Source organism: Klebsiella sp. 1SOBk10mer, from assembly GCF_046602535.1.
GTDB lineage: Bacteria > Pseudomonadota > Gammaproteobacteria > Enterobacterales > Enterobacteriaceae > Klebsiella > Klebsiella quasipneumoniae.
Genome location: NZ_JBKIUP010000008.1, coordinates 99,333 through 113,150, shown reverse-complemented (window position 1 = coordinate 113,150; position 13,818 = coordinate 99,333). Strand labels below are relative to the sequence as shown.

Genomic DNA, 13,818 nt, shown 5'->3' with positions numbered 1-13,818 from the left:
GAATGATTCGCTTTGAACAAGTCAGCAAAGCCTATCTCGGTGGGAGACAAGCGCTGCAGGGGGTGAACTTCCACCTGCAGCCGGGCGAGATGGCGTTTCTGACCGGCCACTCCGGCGCAGGGAAAAGTACCCTGCTGAAGCTTATCTGTGGTATCGAACGGCCCAGCGCCGGCAAAATCTTCTTCAGCGGTCATGAAATCAGCCGCCTGAAGAGCCGTGAGGTGCCGTTCCTGCGCCGTCAGATCGGCATGATTTTCCAGGACCACCATTTGCTGATGGATCGCACCGTGTATGACAACGTGGCGATCCCGCTGATTATCGCCGGCGCCAGCGGCGATGACATTCGTCGCCGGGTCTCGGCGGCGCTGGATAAGGTCGGGCTGCTGGACAAAGCGAAGAACTTTCCGATTCAGCTCTCCGGCGGCGAGCAGCAGCGCGTGGGGATCGCTCGCGCGGTGGTCAACAAGCCGGCGGTGCTGCTGGCGGATGAACCGACCGGTAACCTCGACGAGGCGCTCTCGGAGGGGATTTTACGTCTGTTTGAAGAGTTTAACCGCGTCGGGGTGACGGTACTGATGGCCACGCACGATCTGGGGCTTATCTCCAGCCGTCCGTACCGCGTGCTGACGCTCAGCGACGGCCATCTGCATGGAGGCATTCGGGGTGAATAAGCGCGACGCAATGAACCAAATCCGCCAGTTCGGCAGCAAGTTCGATCGCCTGCGCAACGCGGCGGGCGGCGGCGGCGGCGGGCGCAATGCGCCAAAACGGCCGAAAGCGGCGCCTAACCCGGCCTCGCGTAAGAGCAACGTGTTCAACGAGCAGGTGCGCTACGCCTGGCACGGCGCGCTCCAGGATTTAAAAAGCACACCGCTGGCCACCTTCCTGACGGTGATGGTTATCGCCATCTCGTTGACCCTGCCAAGCGTCTGCTACATGGTCTACAAAAACGTCAGCAGCGCGGCGTCACAGTACTATCCCTCGCCGCAGATCACCGTGTATCTGGAAAAAACGCTGGATGACGACGCCGCGGCGCGGGTGGTAGGTCAGCTGCAGGCGGAGCAGGGCGTCGACAAGGTGAACTATTTGTCACGTGACGAGGCATTGGGTGAATTCCGTAACTGGTCCGGCTTTGGCGGCGCCCTGGATATGCTGGAAGAGAACCCGCTGCCGGCGGTCGCCATCGTGGTGCCGAAGCTGGATTTCCAGAGCACGGAAGCGCTGAACACCCTGCGCGATCGGGTATCGCGGATCCAGGGGGTCGATGAGGTGCGGATGGACGACAGCTGGTTTGCCCGCCTCTCCTCGCTCACCGGGCTGGTGGGCCGCGTGTCGGCGATGATTGGCGTGCTGATGGTGGCGGCGGTGTTCCTGGTGATCGGCAACAGCGTGCGCCTGAGCATCTTCGCCCGCCGCGATACCATTAACGTGCAGAAACTGATCGGCGCTACCGACGGCTTTATCCTGCGTCCGTTCCTCTACGGCGGGGCGATGCTGGGCTTCTCCGGCGCGTTTTTATCGCTGATCCTGTCGGAGATTCTGGTGATGCGTCTCTCGTCGGCAGTGACCGAAGTGGCGAAGGTGTTCGGCACCCAGTTTGAGCTAAGCGGCTTAGGCTTTGACGAGTGTCTGCTGATGCTGATCGTCTGCTCGATGATCGGCTGGGTAGCCGCCTGGCTGGCGACAGTGCAACATTTACGTCACTTTACTCCCGATTAAAAAAAGCGTGATATAATCTTTCCCTGCTGCAATGAGTTCCTGTTCGCAGGGAAAGATACCGCAAGCTTGTTCTCCTTTTCCTGCCCTCACTTTTTCATCGTGGTGTCACATTTTGTGCGTAATTTATTCACACCGTTGCATGGAACTTGTGGATAAAATCACTGTCTGATACTAATGTGAGTGATATTCTCGTTGCTCATGAATGCTGGCATGCTTGTTGCCTGATGGGGACAAGACCACGTCAGAAGATATCAATTGAGAGGATTTGAATGACCAAAGAAATGCAAACTTTAGCTTTAGCCCCCGTTGGTAACCTGGAATCGTATATCCGGGCCGCTAACACTTGGCCGATGCTGTCGGCTGATGAAGAGCGGGAGCTTGCTGAAAAGCTGCATTACCAGGGCGATCTGGAAGCAGCGAAAAAGCTGATTCTGTCTCACCTGCGCTTTGTTGTTCACATTGCTCGTAACTACTCGGGCTATGGCCTGCCGCAGGCGGATCTGATCCAGGAAGGCAATATCGGCCTGATGAAAGCCGTGCGTCGCTTCAACCCGGAAGTGGGTGTGCGCCTGGTCTCCTTCGCCGTGCACTGGATTAAAGCCGAAATTCACGAATACGTGCTGCGCAACTGGCGTATCGTGAAGGTCGCTACCACCAAAGCACAGCGTAAGCTGTTCTTTAACCTGCGTAAAACCAAACAGCGTTTGGGTTGGTTCAACCAGGATGAAGTGGAAATGGTGGCCCGTGAGCTGGGCGTGTCGAGCAAAGACGTCCGCGAGATGGAATCCCGTATGGCGGCCCAGGACATGACCTTCGACATGTCGTCCGACGATGAGTCCGACAGCCAGCCGATGGCGCCGGTCCTGTATCTGCAGGACAAAACGTCAAACTTTGCCGACGGCATCGAAGACGATAACTGGGAAGAGCAGGCGGCGAATAAGCTGACTGACGCGATGCAGGGCCTGGACGAGCGTAGCCAGGATATCATCCGCGCCCGCTGGCTGGACGAAGACAACAAGTCCACGCTGCAGGAGCTGGCTGACCGCTACGGCGTCTCCGCAGAGCGCGTGCGTCAGCTGGAAAAGAACGCCATGAAAAAACTGCGTGCGGCGATCGAAGCCTGATACGCCACCCCTGCCTGACGCCAGGCAACCCGATAACGCCCCGCCTCAGGTTGGGGCGTTTTGTTTTTCTGCGCCATCCATGGGCCGCAGCACCTCTGGACAGTGCGTCCGCAGGCAGCCGATCAGCACGCTAAATGCCGGCGCCATCTGCTCCTCGGGCTGGCTGGCAAATCCCATCAATAATCCTTTCTTACGCGCCGCCGTCAGGTAGTAGCGCGAGAGCGGCCGCACCAGAATGTGGCGTGCATTGGCCTCGCGGGCGATCGCCACATCGTCAGCCTCTTCCGGTAAATTGAGGATCAAATGCAGCCCGGCATTATCGCTGAAGTCCGACAGGGCGTCGGGCATACAGTGCCGCTGAATCAGCTCGGTTAAAAAGGCGCGGCGACGGCTGTAGAGCAGGCGCATGCGGCGGATATGGGCCGAGTAGTGACCAGCGGTAATAAACTCCGCCAGCGCCATCTGGATCAGCGAATGGCCGCCGCGGTAAAGCTCGGCGTGGGCGTGCTTCAGATCGCTGACCAGCGGACGGGGGATCACCACATAGCCCAGACGCAGGCCGGGATAGAGCGTTTTACTGAAGGTGCCGATATAGACCACCGGCGCGTCGGCCACCAGCCCCTGCAGGGCGGGGATGGGCTGGCCGGAAAAGCGAAACTCGCTGTCATAATCATCTTCGACGATCCAGCTCCCCTGCTGGCGGGCGAGCGCCAGCAGCCGCTGACGACGTTCAAGGCTCATCACTGCGCCCAGCGGATACTGGTGAGAGGGGGTGACAAAGATGAGCCGCGGCGCATCGTCAACCGTTTCCGGCGGACACAGGCCGTTGGCATCGACGGTCAGGGGCTCCGCCCGGACGTCGTTCATCGCCAGCAGGTGGCGAATGCCCCAGTAGGAAGGCTCCTCCACCCACGCCAGATCGCCGCTGTCGCACAGCATGCGGGTGACCAGATCGATAGCCTGGTGGATCCCCTCGGTGATAAGAATTTGATCTGCCTGACAGTGGACGCCGCGCGATACCCGCAGATAATCCACCAGCGCCTGCTGCAGCTCCGGGGTACCGCCGTTGCAGCTGTAGCTGAGCCGCTCGGGCTTTGGCCGACGGCTGATGCGCGCCTGGATCTTGCTGAACAGCGGATGGGGAAAGGCGTTAACGTCCGGTACGCCGGGAATAAACGCTCCCCACTGGCGTGGGCTGGCGCTGACCTGGCCGAGCAGGTGCTGGCCGCGGCGTGAAAGGTGCGCCGTCGAAGTCGCGATACTGCTGTTTTCCCGCTTCCCCTTAGCGGTCAATGAACTTTCAGGCGCGGTTTGGGCAACGAATGTTCCGCTTCCCCGACGGGAAACCACATATCCTTCCGCCAGTAATTGTTCATAAGTTGTTAATATGGTGTTTCTTGATACGCCGAGTTCTCCCGCCAGGTCCCGCGACGGCGGCAGGCGGCTTTGCGGCGCCAGCGAACCGTCAAGGATCGCGCGGCGAAGCGCGTTGTATAAGCGTTTGTGCAGAAGAGGGTCGCGCTCTTCCTGCAGACGGACCAGCACCAGGTCACCCACCAGCGAACGCAATTGGATCCCTCAGATATTCAAAATTGGTACTCGATTATAGGGCCAACTCCTGTGTAAATAAACGACATCGTTTCTAATTTGTTGCGATAACGTGACATACACGACAGGAGATTCGCAGGTGAAAAGCTCAGAACTGAATCAACGTCGCCAGCAGGCGACGCCGCGCGGCGTAGGCGTAATGTGTAACTACTTTGTCGAGAAGGCGGAGAACGCCACGCTGTGGGATATCGAAGGCAATGAGGTGATCGATTTCGCCGCCGGTATCGCCGTGTTAAATACTGGTCACCGTCATCCGAAGGTGGTTGCCGCGGTCGCTGACCAGCTGCAGGCGTTCACCCACACCGCCTATCAGATTGTGCCGTACGAAAGCTATGTCACGCTGGCGGAACGTATCAACGATCTGGCGCCGATTGACGGGCCGGCAAAAACGGCCTTCTTCACCACCGGCGCGGAAGCGGTCGAGAACGCGGTGAAAATTGCCCGCGCTTACACCGGCCGTCCGGGGCTGATTACTTTCGGCGGCGGCTTCCACGGCCGTACCTTTATGACCATGGCCCTCACCGGTAAGGTCGCACCCTACAAAATCGGCTTCGGGCCGTTCCCGGGCTCGGTGTATCACGGTGTCTACCCGAATGCGGCGCATGGCGTGACCACAGCGGATGCGCTGAAAAGCCTGGAGCGCATTTTCAAAGCGGATATTGCGCCGGATCAGGTCGCGGCCATCATCCTCGAGCCGATCCAGGGGGAAGGCGGCTTTAACGTCGCGCCGGCCGATTTCATGCAGGCGCTGCGCGACCTGTGCGATACCCATGGCATTCTGCTGATCGCCGATGAAGTGCAGACCGGTTTCGCTCGTACCGGCAAGCTGTTCGCCATGCAGCATTATGATGTGAAACCGGATCTGATGACGATGGCGAAAAGCCTCGCCGGCGGTTTCCCGCTGTCGGGCGTCGTTGGTCGCGCCGAGGTAATGGATGCCCCAGCGCCAGGCGGACTGGGCGGGACCTATGCCGGTAACCCGCTGGCGGTGGCCGCGGCGCACGCGGTGCTGGATGTGATTGCCGAAGAGCAGCTGTGCCAGCGCGCTGAGCAGCTGGGTAGCCATCTGCAGGAAGTGCTCAACCAGGCGCGCGCCACCTGTCCGGCGATTGTCGATGTCCGCGGCCGGGGGTCGATGGTGGCAGTGGAGTTTAACGATCCGCAAACTGGCGAGCCGTCGCCGGAGTTCACCCGCCAGGTGCAACAGAAAGCGCAGGAGAACGGCCTGCTGCTGCTGAGCTGTGGCGTCTACGGCAACGTGATCCGCTTCCTCTATCCGCTGACGATTCCGGATGCCCAGTTCTCGAAAGCGCTGGATATTCTGGCGCGCGTACTGAAGAGCTAACGTCTCCCCGGCGGGCTGCGGCGGCAGGGAAGCCGAACAGAAACAGGACGCCGCAGCCGGCTGTTTATGCTCAGCGTGAGTGGTTTATCACCCTGATATCACCTTTTTTCCGGCGGTGAAAACCGCCGGAGTAAAACGGAAAGTATTATGTCTGAAAACTCCACCTTTTCTCCCGTCCTCACCGGCCGGGAACGTACGGCTGTCCCTGCAAAATCTCTGAGCTTCGTCGAAGGGGTATCGATGATTGTCGGTACCAATATTGGCGCGGGTGTCCTCTCTATCGCCTATGCGTCAAGCAAAGCGGGCTTTTTACCACTGCTGTTCTGGCTGGTGCTGGTGGGTAGTCTGACCACGGTGACCATGCTCTATGTCGCGGAATCCACGCTCCGCACGCGTAAACATCTGCAGCTCAGCGGATTATCAAAGCGCTACGTCGGCGGCTTCGGCGCGCTAATGATGTTCCTCTCCGTCTGCGTCAACAGCGTCGGGGCATTGACGGCTTATATGACCGGCAGCGGCAAGCTGCTGCACTCGCTGTTTGGCATCTCGCCGGCGCTGGGCAGCGTGCTGTTTTTCGTCCCGGCGGCAGGGGTGCTCTATCTGGGGCTGAAGGCGATCGGCCGCGGCGAGAAATTTATCAGCATCGGCATGGTGGTGATGATCTCGGTGCTGGTGATTGCCACGCTGCTGAAAGAGACCACCCGCGTGGGCTATCTGCTCGACGGCAACTGGCTGTATATGGTTCCGGTCTTCAACGTCGTGGCGTTCTGCTTCTCGGCACAGTATATCGTCCCGGAAATGGCGCGGGGCTTCGCCGACAAACCGGAAAAATTGCCTAAAGCCATTATGGTCGGCATGGCGCTGACCTTTACCCTGCTGGCGCTGGTGCCGCTGTCGGTGATCTCGCTTAACGGCCTGGAGAATATTTCGGATGTGGCCACCATCTCCTGGGGCAGGGCGCTTGGCGAATGGGCCTTCTTCTCCGCCAACCTGTTTGCGCTGTGCGCGATGTTGACCTCCTACTGGGGACTGGGCGGCAGCTTCCTGACCAATATCTTCGATCAGTTCCGCCTGGGGAATGACGAACAGCCCGCCCGTCGCCTGATGGTGCTGCTGGTGGTGGCGATCCCGCCGTTCGCGCTGGCCTACAGCGGCATGGTCTCCTTCGTCAACGCGCTCTATTTTGCCGGGGTGTTCAGCGGCGTTATTTTATCGATTATGCCGATCCTGATGCTCAAGGGCGCCCGCCAGCGTGGCGACCTGACGCCGGGCTGGACCTGTCCGGCCTGGATGACCCATCCGCTTATCCAATGCTTCATTGTGTTGTTGTATCTTTGCAGCGCCGTCTACGCGATAGCGTCCGCGGTAGGCTACCTGCCCGCTGGCTGGTAATTAGGGCCTGTTTTGCACCGCGTCCGGTTCATGCTGGCGCGGTTTTTTTATTTGTCACTTATCTGTTATATAGCCCGCAATTTAGTCGTTTCAAATTCCTCAGAATGACGGTATGTTTAGCATAGTGTGCTGCAAAAGCGCGAGCAGCCCCCGGTAGATTAGCTATCATATGCTTTTCCTATCGATATAAACAAAATAATGCGCTAACAAACAACATCACAACAAATGCAAAAACCATAATAATGGGGAGCCTCAGGATGAATATGAAGGGTAAAGCGTTACTGGCAGGATGTATTGCCTTAGTTATGAGCAGCGCGGCGCTGGCGGAAGATATCAAAATCGCGGTAGTCGGGGCGATGTCCGGCCCGGTGGCCCAGTACGGCGATCAGGAATTTACCGGCGCCGAGCAGGCGGTAGCGGATATCAATGCTAAGGGCGGCATTAAGGGCAATAAGCTGCAGATCGTAAAATATGATGACGCTTGCGACCCGAAACAGGCGGTAGCGGTCGCCAACAAAGTGGTCAACGACGGGATCAAATACGTTATCGGCCACCTGTGTTCCTCTTCCACTCAGCCGGCGTCTGATATCTATGAAGACGAAGGCATTCTGATGATCACCCCGGCAGCGACCGCGCCGGAGCTGACCGCGCGCGGCTATAAGCTGATCCTGCGCACCACCGGACTGGACTCCGACCAGGGACCAACCGCGGCGAAATACATTCTCGACAAAGTGAAGCCGCAGCGTATCGCAGTGGTGCATGACAAACAGCAGTACGGCGAAGGTTTGGCCCGTGCGGTGCAGGATGGCCTGAAAAAAGGCGGGGCGAACGTGGTCTTCTTCGACGGGATCACCGCCGGTGAGAAAGACTTCTCCACGCTGGTGGCGCGCCTGAAGAAAGAGAATATCGACTTCGTCTACTATGGCGGCTATCACCCGGAAATGGGCCAGATCCTGCGTCAGGCCCGCGCTGCCGGTCTGAAAACCCAGTTTATGGGCCCGGAAGGCGTAGCGAACGTCTCCCTGTCTAACATTGCCGGCGAGTCGGCGGAAGGTTTGCTGGTGACCAAGCCGAAGAACTACGACCAGGTGCCGGCGAACAAACCGATTGTGGATGCGATCAAGGCGAAAAAACAGGATCCGAGCGGCGCCTTCGTCTGGACCACCTACGCGGCGCTGCAGTCGCTGCAGGCGGGCCTGAATCAGTCTGACGATCCGGCGGAAATCGCTAAATACCTGAAAGGCGCGACCGTGGACACCGTGATGGGCCCGCTGTCATGGGATCAGAAAGGCGACCTGAAAGGATTCGAGTTCGGTGTCTTTACCTGGCATGCGAATGGTACGGCGACCGACGCCAAATAATTTAACCGGCGCCTTTCATGCTGCAAATGCGTTGTCTGCGACCCTCAACCCCGGTCACTTACTGATGTAAGCTCCCGGGGATTTCGGGTGTTGACGCCTTTTTGCCACGCGAAATGCTGGGTTAAATGGGCGGGGGCGCCTTTCACGCTGCAAATGCATTGTCTGCGACCCTCAACCCTGGTCACTTACTGATGTAAGCTCCCGGGGATTTCGGGTCTTGACGCCTTTTTGCCACGCGAAATGCTGGGTTAAATGGGCGGGGCGCCTTTCACGCTGCAAATGCGTTGTCTGACCCCGGTTGCGCTGCGCTTACCGGGGCTACAGCTTAATGCTTTTCCCAACCGGTGTGCTGGGCGCTAAAGCCGAGCGCCTGCATAAAGGCCGCCATCACGCCGCGGTCTTCCACCCCACGGTCGGCGACGCGCCAGCTATTGATCGTCGGGTTATCCCGTAATGTCTCTTCCACTAAATATTGCCCGACGCCGCGGCGGCGGGTCACTTCACGCACGCACAGATCGCTGAGCTCACCTTCAACGCCGCGCAGGGTAACGCGCACGGCGCCCAGCAGGCGCTCGTTAAAGCGGGCGGCGTAGAGACGATGGTTTTCATCAAGGGTCAGCGTCGACAGATCCTGCGACGGCCAGATTTTTCCCAGATCAATGCGATCCTGATCGCTGAAGTGCTGTAAACGGATAATGGTCAGTTTCATGGGCGGCAAGTCCAGTGCAAAACAGAGGCGCCAGTGTACCCAAAATTGCTGTCTGGCGGAGCGCTGTTTTTTGCGCATACATCAGGGGATTCGTTTTCCTGGCGTTGTTGGGGTAGCGCAATCCGTCATGGATCGAAAAATAAGCAGAATTTTAACCTAATGTGCAGCGTTTTATTCCGCCTTATGTGTCGTTATTTTATGCTGCCGCATGGACTTTTTTTTGTTTATCTTCAGCAAAATACAGAATATTATCTTTGCTTAATCGACTGAAAAATAGAGATTTTAATCTGTTTTTTAGTGAAAAGCTGCGCTAAACCATTAAACTCAATGGTAAAAATGGCGTTGTTTAATAAAAGCACAGAATGCTTTTTAACCATAAAAATACAAAACATTTACACCACATCACGAACGGGGTTCTGCAGCATGAAAAGGAACGCGAAAACCATCGTCGCGGGCATTGTCGCATTAGCGATGTCGCACGCGGCGATGGCCAAGGATATTAAGGTCGCCGTGGTCGGCGCGATGTCGGGTCCGGTGGCCCAGTGGGGCGACATGGAGTTCAATGGCGCGCGTCAGGCGATTAAAGACATCAACGCCAGCGGCGGCATTAAGGGCGACAAGCTGGTGGCCGTCGAATACGACGACGCCTGCGATCCGAAGCAAGCGGTCGCGGTAGCCAACAAAATCGTCAACGACGGTATTCAGTACGTTATCGGCCACCTGTGCTCCTCTTCCACCCAGCCGGCTTCCGATATCTATGAGGATGAAGGCATCCTGATGATCTCCCCGGGAGCGACCAACCCGGAGCTGACCCAGCGCGGATACCAGTACATCATGCGTACCGCCGGCCTCGACTCCTCGCAGGGGCCGACCGCGGCGAAATATATCGTCGAGAAAGTGAAACCGCAGCGTATCGCTATCATTCATGACAAGCAGCAGTACGGCGAAGGGCTGGCGCGTTCGGTGCAGGACAACCTGAAGAAAGCCGGGGCCAACATCGTCTTCTTTGACGGCATCACCGCGGGTGAAAAAGATTTTTCCGCCCTGCTGGCGCGCCTGAAGAAAGAGAACATCGACTTCGTCTACTACGGCGGTTACTACCCGGAAATGGGGCAGATGCTGCGCCAGGCGCGCTCCGTCGGGCTGAAAACCGTGTTTATGGGGCCGGAAGGGGTCGGCAACGCCTCGCTGTCCAATATCGCGGGCGCCGCGGCGGAAGGGATGCTGGTGACAATGCCAAAACGCTACGATCAGGACCCTGCCAACAGCGCCATCGTCAACGCGCTGAAAGCGGAGAAGAAAGATCCGAGCGGGCCGTATGTCTGGATCACTTACGCCGCGGTTCAGTCGCTGGCGCAGGCGATGGACAGAACCGGCAGCCAGCAGCCGCTGGATTTAATCAAAGATTTGAAAGCGCACGGGGCGAAAACCGTGATTGGGCCGCTGACCTGGGATGAAAAAGGCGATCTGAAGGGATTTGAGTTTGGTGTCTTCCAGTGGCACGCCGACGGCTCTTCGAGCGCGGCGAAATAAGCGCTGAAGATGAGTTATCCCTCCGCCCGCGAACCGCGGGCGGTTTGAAAAAGGTTACCTTATGTCCGAGCAGTTTCTCTATTTTCTGCAGCAGATGTTTAACGGCGTCACGCTGGGCAGTACCTATGCGCTGATCGCCATCGGCTATACGATGGTGTACGGCATTATCGGCATGATCAACTTCGCCCACGGCGAGGTCTATATGATTGGCAGCTATGTCTCCTTCATGATCATCGCCGCGCTGATGATGATGGGCATCGACACCAGCTGGCTGCTGGTCGCCGCCGGCTTCGTGGGCGCCATTGTGATTGCCAGCGCCTACGGCTGGAGCATTGAGCGCGTAGCCTATCGGCCGGTGCGTAACTCCAAACGTCTTATTGCGCTGATCTCCGCTATCGGGATGTCTATCTTCCTGCAGAACTACGTCAGCCTGACCCAGGGCTCCCGCGACGTGGCGCTGCCGAGCTTGTTTAACGGCCAGTGGGTTGTCGGCCACAGCGACAGCTTCTCCGCGACGATCACCACCATGCAGCTGGTGATCTGGGTGGTGACTTTTATCGCCATGTTGACCCTGACGCTGTTCATTCGCTACTCGCGGATGGGACGCGCCTGCCGCGCCTGTGCCGAAGACCTGAAAATGGCCAGCCTGCTCGGGATTAATACCGACCGCGTTATCGCCCTGACCTTTGTCATAGGCGCAGCGATGGCGGCGGTGGCCGGCGTGCTGCTGGGGCAGTTCTACGGCGTGATTAACCCCTACATCGGCTTTATGGCCGGGATGAAGGCCTTCACCGCCGCCGTGCTCGGCGGTATCGGCAGTATTCCGGGCGCGATGATCGGCGGCCTGATCCTGGGTATTGCCGAAGCGCTCTCTTCTGCCTATCTCAGCACTGAATATAAGGACGTGGTTTCCTTCGCGCTGCTGATTCTGGTGCTGTTAGTAATGCCGACCGGCATTCTGGGCCGCCCGGAGGTTGAAAAAGTATGAAACCGATGCAAATTGCAATGGCGCTGCTCTCTGCTGCGATGTTCTTCATTCTGGCGGGCGTCTTTATGGGCGTGCAGCTGGAGCTGAACGGCACCAAACTGGTGGTGGATACCGCCGCCGATATTCGCTGGCAGTGGATCTTCATCGGCACCGCGGTGGTCTTTTTCTTCCAGCTGCTGCGGCCGCTGTTCCAGAAAGCGGTTAAGAACGTCTCCGGGCCGAAGTTTATTATGCCGGCGATTGACGGCTCAACGGTGAAGCAGAAGCTGTTCCTGATCGCCCTGCTGGTCATTGCCGTGGCCTGGCCGTTTATGGTGTCGCGCGGCACGGTGGATATCGCCACCCTGACGATGATCTATATCATCCTCGGTCTCGGGCTGAACGTGGTGGTCGGGCTTTCCGGCCTGCTGGTGCTGGGCTACGGCGGGTTCTACGCCATCGGCGCCTACACTTTCGCGCTGCTGAACCACTATTACGGTCTCGGTTTCTGGACCTGTCTGCCGCTGGCCGGCCTGGTCTCCGCGGCGGCTGGCTTCCTGCTCGGCTTCCCGGTACTGCGTCTGCGCGGCGACTACCTGGCGATTGTGACCTTAGGCTTTGGCGAGATCGTGCGTATTCTGCTGCTCAACAATACCGAAATCACCGGCGGGCCGAACGGCATCAGCCAGATCCCGAAACCGACCTTCTTTGGCCTCGAGTTTAGCCGTAGCGCCCGCGAAGGCGGCTGGGATACCTTCAGCAACTTCTTCGGCGTCAAATACGATCCCTCCGACCGGGTGATTTTCCTCTACCTGGTGGCGCTGCTGCTGGTGGTGCTGAGCCTGTTCGTTATCAACCGCCTGCTGCGGATGCCGCTGGGGCGGGCGTGGGAAGCGCTGCGTGAAGATGAAATCGCCTGTCGTTCGCTGGGCCTGAGCCCGACGCGCATTAAGCTGACCGCCTTTACCATCAGCGCCGCGTTTGCCGGATTTGCCGGGACGCTGTTCGCCGCGCGCCAGGGTTTCGTCAGTCCGGAATCCTTTACCTTCGCCGAGTCCGCCTTCGTACTGGCGATCGTCGTGCTGGGCGGGATGGGCTCGCAGTTCGCGGTGATCCTGGCGGCTATTCTGCTGGTGGTGTCGCGTGAGCTGATGCGTGACTTTAACGAATACAGCATGTTAATGCTCGGCGGCCTGATGGTGCTGATGATGATCTGGCGTCCGCAGGGGCTTCTGCCAATGACGCGCGTGCAGTTGAAGCTGAAAAACGGTCAGGCGAAAGGAGAGCAGGCATGAGTCAGCCATTATTATCCGTCAGCGGCCTGATGATGCGTTTCGGCGGTCTGCTGGCCGTCAACAATGTGTCGCTGGAGCTCAGAGAGCGCGAGATCGTCTCGCTGATCGGCCCCAACGGCGCCGGGAAGACCACGGTCTTTAACTGCCTGACCGGTTTCTACAAGCCTACCGGCGGCACCATTCTGCTGCGCGACCAGCATCTGGAAGGGCTGCCGGGCCAGCAGATTGCCCGGATGGGCGTGGTGCGGACCTTCCAGCACGTGCGTCTGTTCCGCGAAATGACGGTGATTGAAAACCTGCTGGTGGCGCAACATCAGCAGCTGAAAACCGGACTCTTCTCCGGTCTGCTGAAAACGCCGGCCTTCCGTCGGGCGCAGAGCGAAGCGCTGGACCGCGCGGCCACCTGGCTGGAGCGTATCGGCCTGCTGGAGCACGCTAACCGCCAGGCCAGCAACCTGGCCTATGGCGACCAGCGCCGGCTGGAGATTGCCCGCTGCATGGTGACCCAGCCGGAAATTCTGATGCTCGATGAACCCGCGGCGGGGCTGAACCCGAAAGAGACCAAAGAGCTGGACGAGCTTATCGCCGAGCTGCGTAACCATCACAACACCACCATCCTGCTTATCGAACACGATATGAAGCTGGTGATGGGCATTTCCGATCGCATCTACGTCGTGAACCAGGGGACACCGCTGGCCAACGGGACGCCGGAAGAGATTCGTAATAACCCGGACGTGATCCGCGCATACCTTGGTGAGGCATAAG

The 13,818-nt window shown here is 58.5% G+C and carries 12 protein-coding genes; 10 read left to right on the top strand and 2 right to left on the bottom strand.

Features of this window, described 5'->3' with window-relative positions:
• The first annotated feature begins 2 nt into the window (after nucleotides 1-2).
• From ftsE to rpoH, 3 genes are all read left to right on the top strand, one after another.
• On the top strand, nucleotides 3-671 hold the full coding sequence (gene ftsE / locus ACLH1I_RS20290; RefSeq protein ID WP_004202097.1) for a cell division ATP-binding protein FtsE: 669 nt from the start codon (nucleotides 3-5) through the stop codon (nucleotides 669-671).
• Nucleotides 664-1,719, top strand: coding sequence for a permease-like cell division protein FtsX (gene ftsX, locus ACLH1I_RS20285; protein ID WP_002920816.1), 1,056 nt, complete (start codon nucleotides 664-666; stop codon nucleotides 1,717-1,719). The genes ftsE and ftsX overlap by 8 nt, the downstream gene beginning before the upstream one ends.
• Nucleotides 1,720-1,988: 269 nt before the next feature.
• Nucleotides 1,989-2,843 carry an RNA polymerase sigma factor RpoH gene (gene rpoH / locus ACLH1I_RS20280; protein ID WP_002920815.1) on the top strand — a complete coding sequence of 285 codons (855 nt, stop codon included), beginning with the start codon at nucleotides 1,989-1,991 and terminating at the stop codon, nucleotides 2,841-2,843.
• A 45-nt stretch (nucleotides 2,844-2,888) separates the two neighbouring features.
• Here rpoH and ACLH1I_RS20275 read toward each other — a convergent pair whose 3' ends face one another.
• Nucleotides 2,889-4,412: a PLP-dependent aminotransferase family protein gene (locus ACLH1I_RS20275; protein ID WP_065878840.1), complete on the bottom strand. Its 1,524-nt coding sequence runs from the start codon at nucleotides 4,410-4,412 to the stop codon at nucleotides 2,889-2,891.
• A gap of 118 nt (nucleotides 4,413-4,530) precedes the next feature.
• Here ACLH1I_RS20275 and ACLH1I_RS20270 point away from each other — a divergent pair, with 118 nt between their 5' ends.
• The 3 genes from ACLH1I_RS20270 to livJ all read left to right on the top strand — a co-directional run bounded on the left by ACLH1I_RS20270 (nucleotide 4,531) and on the right by livJ (nucleotide 8,549).
• Complete coding sequence (locus ACLH1I_RS20270) at nucleotides 4,531-5,796, top strand: 4-aminobutyrate--2-oxoglutarate transaminase (protein WP_004202103.1); 1,266 nt, start codon at nucleotides 4,531-4,533, stop codon at nucleotides 5,794-5,796.
• Between the two features lie 147 nt (nucleotides 5,797-5,943).
• Nucleotides 5,944-7,188: an aromatic amino acid transport family protein gene (locus tag ACLH1I_RS20265; protein WP_017899980.1), complete on the top strand. Its 1,245-nt coding sequence runs from the start codon at nucleotides 5,944-5,946 to the stop codon at nucleotides 7,186-7,188.
• A 257-nt stretch (nucleotides 7,189-7,445) separates the two neighbouring features.
• Nucleotides 7,446-8,549, top strand: a complete 1,104-nt coding sequence (gene livJ / locus ACLH1I_RS20260) for a branched chain amino acid ABC transporter substrate-binding protein LivJ (protein ID WP_002920812.1) — start codon at nucleotides 7,446-7,448, stop codon at nucleotides 8,547-8,549.
• Nucleotides 8,550-8,874: 325 nt separating this feature from the next.
• Here the strand turns inward: livJ and panM are convergent, their stop codons facing one another.
• Nucleotides 8,875-9,258, bottom strand: a complete 384-nt coding sequence (gene panM, locus ACLH1I_RS20255) for an aspartate 1-decarboxylase autocleavage activator PanM (protein WP_004202106.1) — start codon at nucleotides 9,256-9,258, stop codon at nucleotides 8,875-8,877.
• Between the two features lie 423 nt (nucleotides 9,259-9,681).
• Here panM and livK point away from each other — a divergent pair, with 423 nt between their 5' ends.
• The 4 genes from livK to livG all read left to right on the top strand — a co-directional run bounded on the left by livK (nucleotide 9,682) and on the right by livG (nucleotide 13,817).
• On the top strand, nucleotides 9,682-10,791 hold the full coding sequence (livK, locus tag ACLH1I_RS20250) for a high-affinity branched-chain amino acid ABC transporter substrate-binding protein LivK (protein ID WP_002920808.1): 1,110 nt from the start codon (nucleotides 9,682-9,684) through the stop codon (nucleotides 10,789-10,791).
• A gap of 61 nt (nucleotides 10,792-10,852) precedes the next feature.
• A complete protein-coding gene (livH, locus tag ACLH1I_RS20245) occupies nucleotides 10,853-11,779 on the top strand; it encodes a high-affinity branched-chain amino acid ABC transporter permease LivH (protein WP_151629246.1) in 927 nt (308 codons plus the stop codon).
• Nucleotides 11,776-13,053 carry a branched chain amino acid ABC transporter permease LivM gene (livM, locus tag ACLH1I_RS20240; protein WP_004202111.1) on the top strand — a complete coding sequence of 426 codons (1,278 nt, stop codon included), beginning with the start codon at nucleotides 11,776-11,778 and terminating at the stop codon, nucleotides 13,051-13,053. The genes livH and livM overlap by 4 nt, the downstream gene beginning before the upstream one ends.
• Nucleotides 13,050-13,817: a high-affinity branched-chain amino acid ABC transporter ATP-binding protein LivG gene (gene livG / locus ACLH1I_RS20235; protein ID WP_002920803.1), complete on the top strand. Its 768-nt coding sequence runs from the start codon at nucleotides 13,050-13,052 to the stop codon at nucleotides 13,815-13,817. The genes livM and livG overlap by 4 nt, the downstream gene beginning before the upstream one ends.
• Nucleotide 13,818: the final 1 nt, after the last annotated feature.

Coding starts and splice junctions, on each gene's coding strand:
- ftsE (WP_004202097.1), top strand. CDS start 3: ATGATTCGCTTTGAACAAGTCAGCAAAGCCTATCTCGGTGGGAGACAA.
- rpoH (WP_002920815.1), top strand. CDS start 1,989: ATGACCAAAGAAATGCAAACTTTAGCTTTAGCCCCCGTTGGTAACCTG.
- ACLH1I_RS20265 (WP_017899980.1), top strand. CDS start 5,944: ATGTCTGAAAACTCCACCTTTTCTCCCGTCCTCACCGGCCGGGAACGT.
- livJ (WP_002920812.1), top strand. CDS start 7,446: ATGAATATGAAGGGTAAAGCGTTACTGGCAGGATGTATTGCCTTAGTT.
- panM (WP_004202106.1), bottom strand. CDS start 9,258: ATGAAACTGACCATTATCCGTTTACAGCACTTCAGCGATCAGGATCGC.
- livK (WP_002920808.1), top strand. CDS start 9,682: ATGAAAAGGAACGCGAAAACCATCGTCGCGGGCATTGTCGCATTAGCG.
- livH (WP_151629246.1), top strand. CDS start 10,853: ATGTCCGAGCAGTTTCTCTATTTTCTGCAGCAGATGTTTAACGGCGTC.
- livM (WP_004202111.1), top strand. CDS start 11,776: ATGAAACCGATGCAAATTGCAATGGCGCTGCTCTCTGCTGCGATGTTC.
- livG (WP_002920803.1), top strand. CDS start 13,050: ATGAGTCAGCCATTATTATCCGTCAGCGGCCTGATGATGCGTTTCGGC.